Source organism: Brevibacterium sp. FME17, from assembly GCF_014897515.1.
Lineage (GTDB): Bacteria > Actinomycetota > Actinomycetes > Actinomycetales > Brevibacteriaceae > Brevibacterium.
The window spans coordinates 342264-358383 of record NZ_JABUYD010000001.1 but is presented as its reverse complement, the minus strand read 5'-3'; the positions used below and the strand labels follow the sequence as shown (position 1 = coordinate 358383).

Below are 16120 nucleotides of genomic sequence, written 5' to 3'. Positions count from 1 at the left end.
CACCTGGTTCTTCGCCTGTGTAGGCGTTCACACGCCGAGGAAGACCCGCAGTTCGGGTGCGGGGTAGTTCCCAGGCTCGACGTCCCAGCTCTCGAGGTCGAAGATCGCGAGCGAGGAGGGACGGAACGCATCCGGAACCCCGGTGGCGGGGCTCAGGTGGCCGAGCACCTCGGCGACGGTGGGCTGATGGCCCACGATATAGGCGCACTGAGAATCGGCCGGGATCGAGTTGATCGCGTCGACCCAGTCATCGACTCCTCCGTTGTAGAGGGACTCGTCCTGGCGCAGTTCGAGGCCGACACCCGTTTCGGGTTCCCCGTTGTGCCGGTTGACGGCTTCGACCACGGCCTGTCCCGTCTGGACGGTGCGCCTGGCCGCCGAGGCGATGGCCACGTCTGGTGACCAGCGCTCGGCGATCTCGGCTCCGGCTTCGACAGCTTGAGCCAGACCGTTGGCACTCAACGAGCGTTCGAAGTCCGTCGGGCCCTCGGCCTCGGCCTTCGCATGGCGGGCGAGAATGAGCACAGGCATCGTCATCGTCTCCGGTTCGGTGGGTGGCTCAGGCGCCGGTGGAGTGGAATCCGCCGTCGACGTGGACCATTTCGCCGGTGGTGGCGGGGAACCAGTCGGAGAGCAGGGCGACGATCGCCTTGCCCGCAGGGGTGGTGTCCTTCTGGTCCCAGCCCAGCGGTGCGCGGTCGCCCCACATGTCTTCAAGCGTTCCGAAGCCGGGGATCGAGGTGGCGGCGGTGGTCTTCAGCGGTCCGGCCGAGACGAGATTGACGCGGATTCCGTCCTCGCCGACGTACTTCGCGAGGTAACGGGCAGTCGACTCGAAGGCGGCCTTGGCCACACCCATCCAGTCGTAGACCGGCCAGGAGATGGTCGCGTCGAAGGTCAGTCCGACAACACCGGCTCCCTTGTTGAGCACGGGCTTTGCGGCGACCGTGATGGCCTTGAGCGAGAACGCGGAGACCTGGATCGCTGCGGACACGGAGTCCCAGGGGGTGTCGAGGAACACGCCGCCGAGCGCGTCCTTGGGGGCGAAGGCGATGGCGTGGACGATACCGTCGATGTTGCCTTCGAGGCGCTCGGGCAGTGCCTCGAGGTCCTCTTCGTTGGTGGCGTCGAGCTCGATGACCTTGGTGGGCTCGGGCAGACGTTCGGATATCACCTGGGTGATCTTCATCTGGCGGCCGAAGCTGGAGAGGATGACTTCGGCACCCTGCTCCTGTGCGATGCGGGCGGCGGCGAAGGCGATGGATGCCTCGGTCAGAACGCCGGTGACGAGGATGCGCTTTCCGTCAAGAATTCCCATTGTGGTCCTTTCAAACTGTTCAAACGTGGGTGAAATCGTTGTCGTCGACGCCTTTGGAGACGCCGTCCTTGGTGTGAAGTCTAGATGTTGACGGGGCTCAGTGCCCCATCCCCAGTCCGCCGTCGACGGGAATGACGGCACCGGAGATGTATGCGGCCTCGTCCGAGGACACCCAGCGCACGACCTTCGCGACCTCGCTCGCCTCGGCGAATCGCTTCGCGGGAATCGTCGCGAGGTATTCCTTCTGCTGCTTCTCCGGCAGCTCATCCGTCATGTCTGTGCGGATGAAGCCCGGGGCAACGACATTGGCGGTGATGCCGCGCGATCCCAGCTCACGGGTGACCGAGCGGGCCAGACCGACAAGTCCGGCCTTCGACGCCGAATAGTTCGCCTGACCGGGGACTCCGTAGAGTCCGGACACGGAGGAGATGAGCACGATGCGGCCCTTCTTCGCCCGGATCATTCCGGTGATGGCACGCTTGATGGTGCGGAAGGTTCCGGTGAGGTTGGTGTCGACGACCGCTTCGAACTCCTCATCGCTCATGCGCATGAGCAGATTGTCGCGGGTGATGCCGGCGTTGGCCACGACCACCTCGACAGGGCCGAGCTTCTCTTCGATCTCTGCGAAGGCCGCATCGAGGGAAGCTGTATCGGTGACGTCTGCGGACACGGCCAGAGCACCTTCGGGTGCGTCTCCGTTGCGGGAGGTTACGGCGACTTTGTCGCCCTGAGCGAGGAATTCCTCGGCGATGGTGCGGCCGATTCCGCGGTTTCCTCCGGTCACGAGGACTATGCGTGGTTCTGACACGAATCTCTCCTGTTGGTGGACAATACAGATTGATCGACTCTTGAGATCAAACTTACCGTCACTAACCTATCGTGAACCGACGGGTGTCGATACGACTCACACAAACGAAGAGTATGATTTTGTAGGAGTAATCGAGCGAAGAAGGTTATGTCTAAGCACCCGCAGCAGATCACCACGGCAGACACCGCCCTTGATGACGACATGAAGTCGCGGATCATCAAATATTCGATCACCATGGGGATTCGAACGTTCTGCTTCGTGGCCGCCTATTTCATGTTCCGGGCGGATCTGACGGTGCTGATGTGGATCTGCGTCGGCGGTGCTGTCATCCTCCCCTACCCTGCCGTGATCTTCGCCAACGCCGGCCGGGAACGCACCAACGATGACGCCGCCGCACTGCTTGACGGGGCACCGATGCCCGAGCTGCCGCCGGCAACCGGAGAGACCATCTCCAGTGACACGATCTCCGGGGAGACGATCCCTGGGGACACGATTCCCGGTGAGGCCGATGACGCTGCGTCAGCCGAAGAGACCGGGGCAGCCGATGAAACACCACATGCAGACCCGACTCGAGGTGATGAGACTTGACCGAGAAGCTCCAGTGCTCGGCGAAGGCATGCAGGGCAGATGCCACCCGCGCAATCCTGTGGAACAATCCCAGCCTGCACATGCCCAAACGCCGCAAGACCTGGCTGGCGTGTGAAGAACATCTCGACTATCTGCGTGAGTTCCTCACCCTGCGCAGCTTCTACATCAGCGACGTTGACATCAACGACATCCCGGAGGATGCCGGTTGATGTCTCGCTATTCCTTCCTCTTCAGCGCACGCTGGCTGAAGTATATCGCCATGACGATCATCGTCGTCATCGCCTGCGTCTTCCTGGCCCTGTGGCAGAAGGACCGTCAGGACCAGAGGCAACACGAGATCGCCACGGTCAATGCGAACTATTCGTCCGCACCAGTCGACATCACGAGCATCCTGGGCTCCACCTCGGCGCACCTCGATGAGGACGATGAGTGGCGTCAGGTGTCCCTGACCGGCCACTATCTGGAATCCGATACCGTCTTCGCTCGCAACCGCACGGTCAATGACAAGGTGGGCTTCTACGCCGTCGTTCCCTTCGAACTCACAACCGGAGAAACGATCGCAATCGTGCGGGGCTGGGTCTCCGAACCCGAAGACGCCCCGCCGGCCCCCACCGGAGAACAGACCATCAAAGCCCGCCTGCAACCTGCTCAAGACGGATCCAAGGACAACAATCCGGACGGGCTGATCAAGGCGATCGATCCCGCCCGCATCCCGGGCATGGACTCAGCGTACGACAACGTCTATGCGGAGGCCGTGCACACCGGGAGCGGCCAGCCCGACGAGAACGGCCTGATGCCTCTGCCCGCACCCGACCTCGATCCGGGCAACCACCTGTCCTACATGCTCCAGTGGTTCACCTTCGGCATCATGATAATCATCGCCGTGTCGATCTCCGCTAGGAGAGAACGACGAGCCGACGCCGAGGCGGCCCAGAAATTCACCGGCGACGTCGAGTACGTCGTGGTCGACAAGGCGGCTCTGGGTGCGGGTGCGAAGATCTCCCAACCCGGCAACCGCTACGGGCGCAACCGCTTGGGATCGGCGAAGATCTACGGTCACGATGAGGCTGAAGAGGACGCGTTCATCGAGGACCGGTTCAGGCACAGCTGAGCGAGGAATCACATGAAAACGGCCCCCTGAGCGCAATGCTCAGGGGGCCGCGACATTCAACGTCAGGCCAGTTGATTCCGTGTCAGGCAAGCGTGACGAGGTCCAGGTAGGTGTCGTTCCACAGATCTTCGTCGCCATCTGGAAGCAGCAGCACACGATCGGGGTCGAGCGCGGAGACCGCGCCCTCATCGTGTGTGACGAGGATGATGGCCCCCTCATAGCGGCGAATCGCCGAGAGGATCTCCTCATGAGAGGCCGGGTCAAGGTTGTTCGTCGGCTCATCGAGGAGGAGGACGTTGGCGCTGGAGACCACGAGAGTGGCCAGCGCCAGACGAGTCTTCTCACCACCGGAGAGCACCTTCGAAGGCTTGTGCACGTCATCGCCGGAGAACAGGAACGAACCGAGCACATTGCGCACAGCGGTGTCATCGAGGTGCGGAGAATTGCGCTTCATGTTCTCCAGCACGCTGCGGTCCAGGTCGAGCGTCTCATGTTCCTGCGCGTAGTAGCCGAGCTTAAGACCGAAGCCGGGGACGACCTCACCCGAGTCGGGTTCGTCGAGACCGGCCAGCAGGCGCAGCAGCGTTGTCTTACCTGCACCGTTGTAGCCGAGGATGACCACGCGTGAGCCTTTGTCGATAGCCAGGTCGACGCCGGTGAAGACCTCTGTAGACCCGAAGCTGCGAGATAGGCCCTCCGCCGTCAGTGGCACCCGTCCACAGTCGGCTGGGGCTGGGAACCGCAGGTTTGCGACCTTCTCTGAACTGCGTTCGGCATCGAGTCCCGATAGCAGACGGTCGGCGCGCTTGGCCATCTGCTGGGCGGCCACGGTCTTCGTCGCCTTCGCCATCATCTTGTTCGCCTGGGCGTGCAGGGCAGACGCCTTCTTCTCGGCATTGGCGCGCTCACGACGGCGTCGACGTTCGTCGTCTTCGCGCTGCTTGAGGTAGAGGCGGTAGCCCATCGAGTAGATGTCGATCGTCTGCCGGGTCGCGTCGAGGAAGAACACCTTGTTGACGACTTCGTCGATGAGGTCGAGGTCGTGACTGATGATGATGAGCCCGCCGGAGTAGCCCTTGAGGTAGTCGCGCAGCCACAACACGGATTCCGCGTCGAGGTGGTTCGTCGGCTCATCGAGGATCATCGTGTCCGGGGCTGAGAAGAGGATGCGGGCGAGTTCCACACGGCGCCTCTGACCACCCGAGAGGGTGCCGATCTCCTGGTTGATGAGATCTTCGTCGAGGCCGAGGTTGGCAGCGATCGCGTAGGCCTCAGACTCCGCCGAGTAGCCGCCGGCAGCCATGAATGCGGCTTCGATGCGCGGGTAGCGATCGAGAGCCTTCGTCGAAACATTCTCGTCAGGAGAGGCCATCTGGTTCTCTGCCTTGCGCAGACGCTTGACGAGAACGTCGAGCTCGCGAGCAGAGAGGATCCGCTCCATGCCGGTGGCTTGTGGGTCACCGCTGCGGGGATCCTGAGGCAGGTAGCCCACCGACCCGGACACGGACACGCTGCCCTTCGCGGCGCTGTGGCCACCCATGATCACCTTCGTCAGGGTGGTCTTGCCCGCCCCGTTGCGTCCGACGAGGCCGACCCGGTCGCCCTTATCAACGCGGAAGGAGACCTCGGACATCAGCGTACGGGCGCCGACGTTGACTTCGAGGTCGGATGCCTGAATCATTCATTCTCCAAACTGCGACCGATGATATCGGCCAAGAATTCTTGCGGGTGGATTCCCTGAGACTGTGCCCGCTTGACGAGTTCGTCTGCAATGTAGGTGGGTACTCGACAGGAGACGAGCGTGGTCGCCGCCGCCGAACCCTCGGCTGCCGGAGCCTCGGCGTCTCGGCTCCCTTCGGCGGCCCGGTCCTTTACGCCGTTCCGGTCGTCTTCCGCGATCAGTGCCGCGGGTGCGGAAGACACTGGTGCGGAGGGTGCGGTGATCGACTCCGTCGTCCCCACGGGGACGTATCCGGGTCCGGCCGGCACCGAGGTGTTCTTCTGATACGAGGTGGCTGCGGCCCGCGCGCGGTCGTCTGCCGCTTCGTTCATGGCGTGGTTGGAGTGGCCTTTCACCCATTCGAATTCGACCTCGCGGCCCTTGAGCGCGGAGTCGAGCTGTTCGAGGAGGTCCTTGTTCAGCACATCCTTGCCGTCAGCCTTCTTCCACCCCTTGCGCTTCCAGCCGGGCATCCACTTCGTGAGTGCATTGATGACGTACTTGGAGTCGCAGAAGACTTTGAGGTCCTCATCGGCTTCCGCTGTGGAGTTCAGGAGGTCGAGGACGGCCATGAGTTCACCACGGTTGTTCGTCGACTCTTTCCACCCGCCGGCGTGCCAACAGTCGTCGTTGACGTACCAGGCCCAGCCTGCGGGTCCGGGGTTGCCGAGGGCTGACCCGTCTGCGGCCGCGATGATCGTCAATGGTTCTCCTAGGAAAGTCGGCTTTCATTCTTTCATGCCGAGCGTGAGCCCCTGCATTCAGGGCAGGTGATCTCCACAACCCCCTACGGTCCCGCAGGCGAGGGACCCCGTCATGAACATCGCCGAGGTGGGGGCACCGGAATCGGCGCTCCCACCTCGGCGAGGTGAGGGTGTGACGTCCCCGCGGGGACGTCGGCAGCAATCAGAAGCTCAGATGTTGAAGCCCAGGGCACGCATCTGTTCGCGTCCGTCCTCGGTGATCTTGTCGGGACCCCACGGCGGCATCCAGACCCAGTTGATCCGGTAGGCCGGCACGATGCCCTCGAGGCACTGAGCGGTCTGGTCTTCGATGACATCGGTCAGCGGGCAGGCCGCAGACGTCAGCGTCATTTCGACAACGGCGGTGCCGTCGTCTTCGACGGAGAGTCCGTAGACGAGTCCGAGGTCGACGATGTTGACGCCGAGCTCAGGATCCATGACGTCCATCATCGCTTCGCGCACCTCGTCGATGCTGGCATTCTGCGGTGCGTCTATCACTTCGGGCATTCTTACTCCTTCAGAGACGTTTGGGCTTGGTTGAGTGCGTCCTTGAACGCGACCCAGGACAGGAGCGCGCACTTGATCCTGGCCGGAAACTTGGACACTCCGGAAAACACCGCAGCGTCGCCGAGTATTTCCTCATCTCCCGCCATTGTTCCACGAGAATGCATGAGTTCGTGGAATTTCGCTTCGATGTCGAGCATGCCCTCGACACTGTTCTCCGCAGCAAGCTCTGTCAGAACAGAGGCCGAGGCCATGGAGATCGAGCATCCGTCACCGGTCCAGCGCACGGCGATTCCGCCGTCTTCGCCGATCTCGGTCTCGAGTTCGATCTCGTCGCCACAGGTGGGGTTGATCTGGTGCGAGGAGCCGTGTGCCCCAGCAGCACTGTCGCCGAGTAAATCGGAGTTGCCAGCACGCTCCCGGGAATGATCGAGGATGACCTGTTGGTAGAGCTGTTGCATCTGAGTGCTCATGAAACGTCCCTCACTCGACTCCGAAGAAGCCGCGGACTTCGCCCAGGGCGTGCAGAAACTGTTCGCAGTCCTCGGTGTTGTTGTACAGGTAGGTGCTCGCCCGTGTCGTGGCAGTGACGCCGAAGCGTCGATGCAGAGGCTGCGCGCAATGATGCCCGACCCGCACTGCGACTCCGTGGGAGTCGAGGTACTGACCCACATCGTGGGCGTGGACTCCGTCGACGTCGAAGGCCACAGTCCCGATCCTGTTCTCGGCGGACCCGAGAACCGTGATACCGGGGATCTCGGCGATTCCATCGAGCAGTACGGTGGCGAGTTCGCGCTCATGATCGAAGATATTCTGCAGACCCACCTCGGCAAGGTAATTGACCGCGGTGGTAAATGCCGCGACCTCGGCCACAGGTTGTGTGCCCGCCTCGAAACGCTGCGGAGCATCCATGAACTCTGACCCTTCCATGGTCACCGTGGTGATCATGGAACCGCCGGTCAGCACGGGCGGCAGTGAATTCAGCAGCTCCGATCTGCCCCACAGGGTGCCGAGACCGGTGGGTCCCAGCGCCTTGTGGGCGGAGAAGGCGGCGAAGTCGACGTCGAGGTCGACGAAGTTCACGGGCATGTGCGGGACGGATTGGCAGGCGTCGAGAACGACGAGCGCTCCGACCTGCCGGGCCCGAGCGACGAGCGTGTCGACCGGGTTGATGGTGCCGAGCACATTCGACACGTGGGTGAAGGCGAAGACCTTGGTGGTCTCGTCGACGATGGAATCCAGGTTACTGAGATCGAGTTCCCCGGAATCCGTGACCGGAAGCCAACGGATTTGGGCGCCAGTGGACTGTGCCAGCTGCTGCCAGGGGACGAGGTTCGCGTGGTGTTCCATCTCGGTCACGACGATGGAGTCACCGGGTCCCACTGCGAAACGCTGTGCGGCCTGTCCCCCGAAGCCATGGCTGGCTCGGTCGATGCCCAGCGCGACCACATTGAGTGCCTCGGTGGCGTTCTTCGTCCAGATCACCTGTTCCGGTGTTCCGCCGACGAGGTTCGCCACTGCTTCCCGGCCTGCCTCGAATGCGTCGGTGGCCATCACCGCGAGCGAATGAGCTCCACGGTGGACGGCGGCATTGCGCTGCGAGTAGTACTCGGTGAACGTGTCGATGACGCACTGCGGCTTCTGGGAAGTCGCGCCCGAGTCGAGATAGCTCAGGGACGACTCCCCGATCCTGGTGTCCAGGATCGGGAAGTCGTTCCGCAGGCGAGAGAACATCAGGCTGGGGCCTGCAGGAAGCGGTCGTAGCCTTCGTTCTCGAGGCGCTCGGCCAGCTCTGGTCCGCCTTCTTCAGCAACCTTGCCCTTGATGATCACGTGGACGTGATCGGGCTTGACGTAGCTGAGAATGCGGGTGTAGTGGGTGATGAGGAGAACGCCGACATCCGTCGTTTCGCGCACCCGGTTGATGCCCTCGGAGACGATGCGCAGGGCATCGACGTCGAGACCGGAGTCGGTCTCGTCGAGAACGGAGAACTTGGGCTTGAGCATCTCCATCTGCAAGATCTCGTGGCGCTTCTTCTCGCCGCCGGAGAATCCTTCGTTGACGTTGCGGCTGGCGAACTCGGGATCCACGCGCAGCTTCTCCATCGCGGACTTGAGGTCCTTCGTCCAGTGACGCAGCTTCGGAGCTTCACCGTCGATGGCGGTCTTGGCCGAGCGCAGGAAATTCGTCACGGTCACGCCGGGGACCTCGACGGGGTACTGCATGGCGAGGAAGAGTCCGTGCTTAGCGCGCTCGTCGACGGACATCGCGAGGACGTCTTCTCCGTCGAGGGTGACCTCGCCGGAGGTCACCTTGTACTTCGGGTGACCGGCCAGGGAGTAGGCCAGAGTCGACTTGCCGGAGCCGTTGGGGCCCATGATGGCGTGGGTCTCGTTGGAGTTGATCTCCAAGTTGATGCCGTTGAGGATCGGCTTGGGACCGGTTTCGGTTTCGACGCTGACGTGCAGGTCGGTGATCTTCAGAATGGACATGTCAATCCTTTTCAGTTCAGGGTAAGCGTGGTGATCAGTTGAGCGTGCTGGTCAATTGAGCACTGTGCTCGGGTCAAGCAGGATGCGGCCTGCGATCTCCTTGCAGTCATAGACTGCGACGGGCTCGAAGGCCGGTGGGCTCAGTGGTCGGCCGGTGGTGAGGTCGAACTGGGAGCCGTGGAGCCAACATTCGATGGCGCAGCCCTCCACTTCGCCCTCGGCCAGCGACACTTCGCCGTGGGTGCAGACATCGTCGATGGCATGGATCGTGCCGTCGGAGTCGCGGGCGATGCAGATCTCGTAGTTGTCCACTTCGATTCGCATCGTCGCGCCCGCGGCCACCTCGGAGGCGGCCGCAACGTCGATCATGGTCACAGAACGCTCCGGGAGAGTTCTTCCTCGATTCGCTCATTGAGGACTTCTTCGATCTCGGGCACCTGGATCTTCTGGATCACTTCGTTGAAGAATCCGCGGACCACGAGCTGACGGGCGACTTCCTCGGGGATGCCGCGACTCATCAGGTAGAACAGGTGCTCTTCGTCGAAACGGCCGGTCGAGGAGGCGTGTCCGGCACCGGCGATGTCGCCGGTCTCGATCTCCAGGTTCGGCACCGAGTCAGCACGTGCCCCATCGGAGAGGATGAGGTTGCGGTTGAGCTCGTAGGTGTCGATGTCGAGGGCCTCGGGGCGGATGAGCACATCGCCGATCCAGACGCTGCGTGCGTCCTTGCCCTGAAGAGCGCCCTTGTAGTGGACGTTCGACGTTGCTTTAGGCGTGTTGTGGTCGACGTAGGTGCGGTGCTCGAGGTGCTGACCGGCATCGGCGAAGTAGAGTCCAAGCAGTTCGGCCTCTCCCCCGGCTGCCGAGTAGCGCACGTTCGTGTTCAGGCGCACGATGTCACCGCCGAGGGTGATGACGATGTGCTTGAACTTCGCATCCTTGCCCACGATCGCGTCGTGCTGGCCCAGGTGCTGGGATTCGTCATCCCAGAGCTGCAGGGACACAAAGGTCACGTTTGCACCATCACCGATGACGAGGGACACGAGCTCGGAGAACCGAGCCGATCCTTCGTGTTCGACGACGATGGTCGCCTTCGCGTTCGCTCCGACGGAGACGACGGTATGCCCGTGCGAGATGTCGTTGCCGGTGCCGTCGGCGTGGATGATCACAGCGCCATCGATCTCAGTTCCGGCGGGAACCGAGTAGTGGGTCACGGCGGGAGCACGGTTGGCTGCCACTACGGCGGCCCGGTCCTCGGGCTCGAGGATGCCCAGCTCCTGTGCGGCCTCCAGCGAGATCTCCTCAACGGAGATCCCCTCTGGCAGTTCGCCCTTCGTGGTCAGCTTCGCCCCGGAAGCAGCATCGGTGAAGAAATCACTGAGCTTGCGCACCGGTGAGAAGCGCCATTCCTCTTCGCGTCCGTTCGGGACGGAGAAGTCGTCGACATCGAAGCTGCGTGTGCGTGCGTCCCGCTTGGAATCGGGGACATGAACGTCGGCGCCATGAGAGTGCTCATCGAGGCCCAACGGATTGGTGGTATCAGTCACTTAGAAAACTCCTTAAGCAGTCGGTGGCAGGCTGGATCAGCCCACGCCACCTTCCATCTGGATTTCGATGAGGCGGTTGAGCTCGAGGGCGTATTCCATCGGCAGCTCACGTGCGATGGGTTCGACGAACCCGCGCACGATCATCGCCATGGCCTCGGTCTCTTCCATGCCGCGGCTCATGAGGTAGAAGAGCTGATCCTCACTCACCTTCGACACGGTGGCCTCGTGACCGAGGGTCACGTCGTCCTCACGGATGTCGATGTATGGGTAGGTGTCCGACCGGGAGATGTTGTCGACCAGGAGCGCGTCACAGAGCACATTGTTCGACGAGCCCTTGGCTCCAGGGTGCACGTGGACGAGTCCACGGTAGCCGGAGCGTCCGCCGCCGCGAGCCACGGACTTCGCCACGATCGAGGAGTGCGTGTTCGGAGCCGAGTGGACCATCTTGGCACCGGTGTCCTGGTGCTGGCCCTCGCCGGCGAATGCCACGGACAGGGTCTCTCCGCGTGCATGCTCACCGGTGAGCCAGATCGCCGGGTACTTCATGGTGACCTTGGAGCCGATGTTGCCATCGACCCATTCCATGGAAGCGCCCTCTTCGGCGATGGCACGCTTGGTGACGAGGTTGTAGACGTTGTTCGACCAGTTCTGGATGGTCGTGTAACGGACCTTCGCATCCTTCTTGGCCACGATCTCGACGACCGCCGAGTGCAGCGAGTCGGTCTTGTAGATCGGTGCGGTGCAGCCCTCGACGTAGTGCACGGACGAGCCTTCGTCGGCGATGATGAGGGTGCGCTCGAACTGACCCATGTTCTCGGTGTTGATCCGGAAGTAGGCCTGCAGGGGGATCTCGACGTGGACGCCCTTGGGGACGTAAACGAAGGAGCCGCCGGACCAGACTGCCGTGTTCAGTGCCGAGAACTTGTTGTCACCGGAGGGGATGATCGACCCGAAGTACTCTTCGAAGATCTCGGGGTACTCACGGAGACCGGTGTCGGTGTCCATGAAGATGACGCCCTGCTTCTCGAGCTCTTCGTTGATCTGGTGGTAGACGACCTCAGACTCGTACTGGGCGGCCACACCGGCAACGAGACGCTGCTTCTCTGCTTCGGGGATGCCGAGGCGATCGTAGGTGTTGCGGATGTCCTCTGGCAGATCTTCCCAGGACGTAGCCTGGCCCTCTGTCGAGCGGACGAAGTACTTGATGTCGTCGAAGTGGATGCCGGTGAGGTCAGCACCCCAGCTGGGCATCGGCTTCTTCTCGAACAGCTTCAGCGCCTTGAGGCGGCGCTGGAGCATCCAGTCCGGTTCGTCCTTGAGCTTCGAGATGTTGCGGACGACGTCTTCCGAGAGACCGCGCGCAGCGAACTCGCCTGCGTCGTTGCTGTCGTGCCAACCGTATGCGTACTGCCCGAGGTCTTTGAGCTCGGGGTTAGCATCGATGATCCGATTGCCTGTGTCAGTCATCGTGAACCTCCTTGAGGTCGATCATTGCTGTGGATGAGTGGTCTGGTGAGTTCCGAGGTCGGAATGTGGGTGGTGCAGACATGGTCGCCGTGAGCCAGTGAGGACAGCCGACGAACATCGACGCCCAGATAGTCCGAGAACATCGCGAGCTCTGCTTCGCAGATCTCGGGGAACTCGGAGGCGACTGCCTGGATCGGACAATGCCCTTGACACAGCTGCATCGCTTCGAGAGGGGTTCCGGCCGCCACCGGTGTCGCTGAGGCGGCGTACCCTTCCTTGGTCAATGCGGCAGCCAGTCCCCGGGAGCGGGAAGCCACGGTGGTGCCTCCCCGTCGGTCCAGCTCCGGGCCGAGGCGGTCGCGGAGTTTCGCAACCAGGTCCTCGGTGAAACCCTCAACGGCTTCAGGACCGACTCGGTCCTTCATAAACCGCAGGATGTCGACTGCCAGCTGGTCATAGGAGTGACTGACTGACCCGTGACCACGCGAGGTGACCACATAATGTCTGGCCGGTCTGCCACGGCCTGCCTGCTTGCCAGCGAGCTCTCGGACTTCGATGAAGCCCTCGTCCGCCAGCGCATCCATGTGACGACGAATCGCCGCCGGAGTCAGGTCAAGCCCTTTCGCCAACGCCGAGGCAGTGATCGGCCCTTCATCGAGCACCGATCGAAATACCTTCTCTCGGGTACGGCGATCTTCTGTGTCGTTCGCAGCCATTCTCCACCTCCTTGACTAACACAACACTATTGTTGCGTAATTTGTTTCGTAAAACTAGGTGAGCCTAACTACAGGCCGATTCGACGCGTCGTAGAATGGTGTGGTGTCAGAATCGGCCCTCACTATCCGTGGTCTCCATTACTCGTACGGCGCACACCACGTCGTCGACGGGATCGACCTCGATGCCACCACCGGATCCATCCTCGGTGTGCTCGGCCCCAATGGTGCTGGCAAGTCGACGACGATCTCCCTGGCGGTGGGCACAAGGCCTCCCGATGCCGGCCAGGTCGAGATCTTCGGCCACGATCCCTACCGTGAACATGGACGCACATCGCTGCTCGCCGGTGTCATGCTCCAAGACGGCGGGCTGCCGATGAGCGCGAAACCACTCCAGGTGCTGCGACATCTCGCCTCGCTCTATCCCAACCCGCTGACCATCGACGAACTCGCCGAGCCGCTGGGCATCCACGAATTCTCCTCCCGCACGATTCGTCGCCTCTCCGGCGGCCAGAAGCAGCGCGTGGCACTGGCGGCCGCACTGATCGGCCGGCCCCGGCTCGTCTTCCTCGATGAGCCCTGCGCGGGGCTTGATCCCCAGGCTCGGGCGGTCGTCCACGATTTCATCCGGGAGCTCGCGGCCGCCTCGGTGGCTGTGGTCCTGACCACCCATGACCTCGCCGAGGCGGAAGAGCTCGCCGATGAGGTCGTCGTCATCGATCGCGGTCGCATCATCGCCCAGGGTGCACCCGAGGAGCTCCGCAATGCCTCCCCCGCCGGTCGCCGACTTGTCATCACCGTCAGCCAGCCCCTGGAGCCGGCACCACGAGAACTTCTCGCATCCATGAACACGATCGCCCCCACCTCGGCGGTGGGACCGGCCTTCGTCGCCGACGGCGACCTCAACAGTGCACAGATCGCGGGCCTGTGTACGGCAGTTGCCGATGCGGGACTGGCAATCACGGACATCGACATGCACTCGCAGTCCTTGGCTGATGTGTTCTTCGAACTCACTGGCAGGCCGCTGCGATGAGCCAGGATTACGCAATGAGTTCCAGACGCGTCATGTCGCAGGTGCAGTTCGAGACGATCTCCGTCCTCCGTAATGGCGAACAGCTGCTGCTCTCACTCATCCTGCCGCTGGGAATGCTCATCTTCCTGGCGAAGACTCCTCTGCTCCGCGGCCTGGGCATCGTAGCAGAGGGAACGGACCCGCTGACCGTGGCACTGCCCGGCGCACTGAGTCTGTGTCTGGCGTCGACCGCGTTCACCGGTCAGGCGATCGCCACTGCCTTCGACCGCCGCTATGGGGTCCTGCGCCAGCTGGCGACGACGCCGCTGGGCACGAACGGTCTCATCCTGGGCAAGCTGGGAGCGGTCATCGCCGTTGTCATCATCCAATTCATACTTGCCTTCGCTATCGCTCTGGGCCTCGGCTTCGACGGCCCCATGAACGTCCTCGCACTGATCCTGGCCACGGTTCTTGGCACCGCAGCACTCCTGTCTCTAGGCTTGCTCATGGCAGGAACCGTGCGCGCCGAGGCCACTCTGGCAGGCGCGAACCTGATCTGGGTGCTTATGGCCGGTGTCGGCGGGCTCGTCATCGCGCACCCGGGAGAATGGGGCACCGTGGTCGGCTATCTGCCTTCCGGTGCCCTCGGCGATGCGATGCGCGCTGCCGTCGGCGGTGCGGGAATGGATATCAAAGCATTGATCGTGCTCCTCGTGTGGGGGCTGGTGGGAACGCTTGCGGCACGCAGGTGGTTCCGATTCGAATGAGGAGAGAAATGGTCACAAAGAGGATCCGCGTCGCCGCCTGGGCCATGCTCATTGCGCAGGCCGGAATCATCCTGAGCGGCGGCATCGTCCGCCTCACCGGTTCGGGGCTCGGCTGCACGAATTGGCCGAAATGCACGGACGACTCCCTCGTGACGACGCCTGAGATGGGGATCCACGGCCTCATCGAATTCGGCAACCGCACCCTCGCGGTGCTCCTGGCCATTCTCGGCGTCATCATCTTGCTCATGCTGTGGAAGAGCCGCAAACAGCGCCCTGACCTGTTCTGGCTCAATCTCGGTCTCCTCGCCATCGTGCCGTTTCAGGCAGTCCTCGGCGGGATCACGGTCTGGACGAAGCTCAATCCGTGGATCGTTGCCGGTCACTTCGTCCCCTCGGCCATCGCCGTCGGCGTCGCCGCCTACTTCGTTCGCCGCACCTACGACACTGGTGTGCGCACCGGCCAAAAGGCACCGTCCCCGTTGCCTGCCCTGGGCTGGATCATCCTTGCCCTGACAGCGATCATCGTCGTCTTCGGTGTCCTCACCACAGGTGCGGGACCACACTCGGGCTCGACGATGTCGACGCGAAACGGTCTGGACAACATCTGGATCACCCGCGCCCACGGATTCCCAGTCTGGTTGCTCGTCATCGCGACCATCACCACACTCGTCTTCGCGGTGAAACGGCATACCGTCATGGTCAAGCCCCTGGTTGTGCTTCTCATCGTCGAGGTCGCTCAGGGGATCATCGGCTACGTCCAGTACTTCACCGGGGTGCCGATAGTGCTCGTGGCATTCCATATGATCGGCCTCTCGGCCACGATCGCGGCAAGCGTTGTCGTCCTCGACAGCGCATACCCGAGGGGCACTCATGCCAACACCGATCAGGCCGCGCCCGTGGTTCACTGACCACGCCTTGGAGGCGATGGAGTTCTCCTGCTCCGTCTTCCCCAACTCGCACATCGTCTCCATCGACCGTTACCCGGATGAGTCCCTCGACCCGCATTACGCGGGAATGAGCGGCAAGGTCATCAAAGGGATCTTCGAACTCGACGGCAATCGATTCATCTGCCTCGACGGTGGCCCTGCTTTCACCTTCAATGAAGCGATCACACTGACCGTCGAACGCGGTGACCAGGCCGAGATCGACCATTATGGTCGTCGCTATCGGCTATTCACTCCAGCGAGCAGTGCGGCTGGCTCAAGGACAAGTATGGGATCAGTTGGCAGATCATTCCGGCCAACCTCGGCGAGCTGATGAACGGAGATGCTCAGCTGTAGGCGCTGATGGGGATGAAGAACACCGTCATCGAAGAGCTCGTCAACGCCGG

General features: G+C 62.5%; 19 protein-coding genes and 1 pseudogene. 7 read left to right on the top strand and 13 right to left on the bottom strand.

The features are described 5' to 3' along the window. Positions 1-27: 27 nt before the first annotated feature. From INT40_RS01545 to INT40_RS01535, 3 genes are all read right to left on the bottom strand, one after another. Complete coding sequence (locus INT40_RS01545) at positions 28-537, bottom strand: SixA phosphatase family protein (protein ID WP_226830500.1); 510 nt, start codon at positions 535-537, stop codon at positions 28-30. Between the two features lie 22 nt (positions 538-559). Beyond that, complete coding sequence (fabI, locus tag INT40_RS01540) at positions 560-1318, bottom strand: enoyl-ACP reductase FabI (RefSeq protein WP_193095325.1); 759 nt, start codon at positions 1316-1318, stop codon at positions 560-562. A 97-nt stretch (positions 1319-1415) separates the two neighbouring features. Beyond that, complete coding sequence (locus INT40_RS01535; protein WP_101570247.1) at positions 1416-2126, bottom strand: beta-ketoacyl-ACP reductase; 711 nt, start codon at positions 2124-2126, stop codon at positions 1416-1418. Between the two features lie 147 nt (positions 2127-2273). Between INT40_RS01535 and INT40_RS01530 the strand changes: the two genes are divergently transcribed. Genes INT40_RS01530 through INT40_RS01520 form a run of 3 tightly spaced genes read left to right on the top strand, consistent with a single transcriptional unit; the run spans position 2274 to position 3825 of the window. Then, positions 2274-2714 carry a DUF3099 domain-containing protein gene (locus INT40_RS01530; RefSeq protein WP_193095324.1) on the top strand — a complete coding sequence of 147 codons (441 nt, stop codon included), beginning with the start codon at positions 2274-2276 and terminating at the stop codon, positions 2712-2714. Then, a complete protein-coding gene (locus INT40_RS01525) occupies positions 2711-2923 on the top strand; it encodes a hypothetical protein (protein ID WP_193095323.1) in 213 nt (70 codons plus the stop codon). Before INT40_RS01530 ends, INT40_RS01525 begins: the two co-directional genes overlap by 4 nt. Then, complete coding sequence (locus tag INT40_RS01520) at positions 2923-3825, top strand: SURF1 family protein (RefSeq protein ID WP_193095322.1); 903 nt, start codon at positions 2923-2925, stop codon at positions 3823-3825. The genes INT40_RS01525 and INT40_RS01520 overlap by 1 nt, the downstream gene beginning before the upstream one ends. A gap of 82 nt (positions 3826-3907) precedes the next feature. On the opposite strand, the gene INT40_RS01515 is transcribed toward INT40_RS01520, so the two are convergent. The 10 genes from INT40_RS01515 to INT40_RS01470 form a co-directional block, all read right to left on the bottom strand. Then, positions 3908-5506, bottom strand: coding sequence for an ABC-F family ATP-binding cassette domain-containing protein (locus INT40_RS01515; RefSeq protein ID WP_193095321.1), 1599 nt, complete (start codon positions 5504-5506; stop codon positions 3908-3910). After that, entirely contained in the window at positions 5503-6249 is a 747-nt protein-coding gene (locus INT40_RS01510) for a ribonuclease H family protein (protein ID WP_193095320.1), read from the bottom strand. Before INT40_RS01510 ends, INT40_RS01515 begins: the two co-directional genes overlap by 4 nt. A 210-nt stretch (positions 6250-6459) precedes the next feature. Next, positions 6460-6795 (bottom strand): metal-sulfur cluster assembly factor, encoded by a 336-nt coding sequence (locus INT40_RS01505; protein ID WP_101570253.1) that lies wholly within the window; start codon positions 6793-6795, stop codon positions 6460-6462. 2 nt (positions 6796-6797) lie between these two features. Further along, positions 6798-7265, bottom strand: a complete 468-nt coding sequence (gene sufU, locus INT40_RS01500) for a Fe-S cluster assembly sulfur transfer protein SufU (RefSeq protein WP_101570254.1) — start codon at positions 7263-7265, stop codon at positions 6798-6800. Positions 7266-7275: 10 nt separating this feature from the next. Then, positions 7276-8526: a SufS family cysteine desulfurase gene (locus INT40_RS01495; protein WP_193095319.1), complete on the bottom strand. Its 1251-nt coding sequence runs from the start codon at positions 8524-8526 to the stop codon at positions 7276-7278. Further along, positions 8526-9284, bottom strand: coding sequence for a Fe-S cluster assembly ATPase SufC (sufC, locus tag INT40_RS01490; RefSeq protein WP_101570256.1), 759 nt, complete (start codon positions 9282-9284; stop codon positions 8526-8528). The genes INT40_RS01495 and sufC overlap by 1 nt, the downstream gene beginning before the upstream one ends. A 51-nt stretch (positions 9285-9335) precedes the next feature. Continuing rightward, positions 9336-9659 carry a non-heme iron oxygenase ferredoxin subunit gene (locus INT40_RS01485; protein ID WP_101570257.1) on the bottom strand — a complete coding sequence of 108 codons (324 nt, stop codon included), beginning with the start codon at positions 9657-9659 and terminating at the stop codon, positions 9336-9338. Next, the gene (sufD, locus tag INT40_RS01480) at positions 9656-10831 is read right to left on the bottom strand and encodes a Fe-S cluster assembly protein SufD (RefSeq protein WP_101570258.1); all 1176 of its coding nucleotides are present in this window, start codon (positions 10829-10831) and stop codon (positions 9656-9658) included. The genes INT40_RS01485 and sufD overlap by 4 nt, the downstream gene beginning before the upstream one ends. Positions 10832-10867: 36 nt before the next feature. Further along, on the bottom strand, positions 10868-12298 hold the full coding sequence (gene sufB, locus INT40_RS01475) for a Fe-S cluster assembly protein SufB (RefSeq protein WP_101570259.1): 1431 nt from the start codon (positions 12296-12298) through the stop codon (positions 10868-10870). Next, complete coding sequence (locus tag INT40_RS01470; protein ID WP_193070508.1) at positions 12295-13014, bottom strand: helix-turn-helix transcriptional regulator; 720 nt, start codon at positions 13012-13014, stop codon at positions 12295-12297. The genes sufB and INT40_RS01470 overlap by 4 nt, the downstream gene beginning before the upstream one ends. Before the next feature lie 103 nt (positions 13015-13117). Here INT40_RS01470 and INT40_RS01465 point away from each other — a divergent pair, with 103 nt between their 5' ends. From INT40_RS01465 to INT40_RS21300, 4 genes and pseudogenes are all read left to right on the top strand, one after another. Then, positions 13118-14044 (top strand): ABC transporter ATP-binding protein, encoded by a 927-nt coding sequence (locus tag INT40_RS01465; protein ID WP_193095318.1) that lies wholly within the window; start codon positions 13118-13120, stop codon positions 14042-14044. A gap of 14 nt (positions 14045-14058) precedes the next feature. Beyond that, on the top strand, positions 14059-14790 hold the full coding sequence (locus INT40_RS01460) for an ABC transporter permease (RefSeq protein WP_226830499.1): 732 nt from the start codon (positions 14059-14061) through the stop codon (positions 14788-14790). An 8-nt stretch (positions 14791-14798) separates the two neighbouring features. Then, positions 14799-15698, top strand: a complete 900-nt coding sequence (locus tag INT40_RS01455; RefSeq protein WP_193070506.1) for a COX15/CtaA family protein — start codon at positions 14799-14801, stop codon at positions 15696-15698. Next, positions 15661-16070 (top strand): annotated as a pseudogene (locus INT40_RS21300) (VOC family protein). Before INT40_RS01455 ends, INT40_RS21300 begins: the two are co-directional and overlap by 38 nt. The last annotated feature ends 50 nt before the right edge of the window (positions 16071-16120 follow it).

Coding starts and splice junctions, on each gene's coding strand:
- INT40_RS01495 (WP_193095319.1), bottom strand. CDS start 8,526: ATGTTCTCTCGCCTGCGGAACGACTTCCCGATCCTGGACACCAGGATC.
- sufC (WP_101570256.1), bottom strand. CDS start 9,284: ATGTCCATTCTGAAGATCACCGACCTGCACGTCAGCGTCGAAACCGAA.
- INT40_RS01470 (WP_193070508.1), bottom strand. CDS start 13,014: ATGGCTGCGAACGACACAGAAGATCGCCGTACCCGAGAGAAGGTATTT.
- INT40_RS01520 (WP_193095322.1), top strand. CDS start 2,923: ATGTCTCGCTATTCCTTCCTCTTCAGCGCACGCTGGCTGAAGTATATC.
- INT40_RS01455 (WP_193070506.1), top strand. CDS start 14,799: ATGGTCACAAAGAGGATCCGCGTCGCCGCCTGGGCCATGCTCATTGCG.
- sufU (WP_101570254.1), bottom strand. CDS start 7,265: ATGAGCACTCAGATGCAACAGCTCTACCAACAGGTCATCCTCGATCAT.
- sufB (WP_101570259.1), bottom strand. CDS start 12,298: ATGACTGACACAGGCAATCGGATCATCGATGCTAACCCCGAGCTCAAA.
- INT40_RS01460 (WP_226830499.1), top strand. CDS start 14,059: ATGAGTTCCAGACGCGTCATGTCGCAGGTGCAGTTCGAGACGATCTCC.
- fabI (WP_193095325.1), bottom strand. CDS start 1,318: ATGGGAATTCTTGACGGAAAGCGCATCCTCGTCACCGGCGTTCTGACC.
- INT40_RS01505 (WP_101570253.1), bottom strand. CDS start 6,795: ATGCCCGAAGTGATAGACGCACCGCAGAATGCCAGCATCGACGAGGTG.
- INT40_RS01545 (WP_226830500.1), bottom strand. CDS start 537: ATGACGATGCCTGTGCTCATTCTCGCCCGCCATGCGAAGGCCGAGGCC.
- INT40_RS01515 (WP_193095321.1), bottom strand. CDS start 5,506: ATGATTCAGGCATCCGACCTCGAAGTCAACGTCGGCGCCCGTACGCTG.
- INT40_RS01530 (WP_193095324.1), top strand. CDS start 2,274: ATGTCTAAGCACCCGCAGCAGATCACCACGGCAGACACCGCCCTTGAT.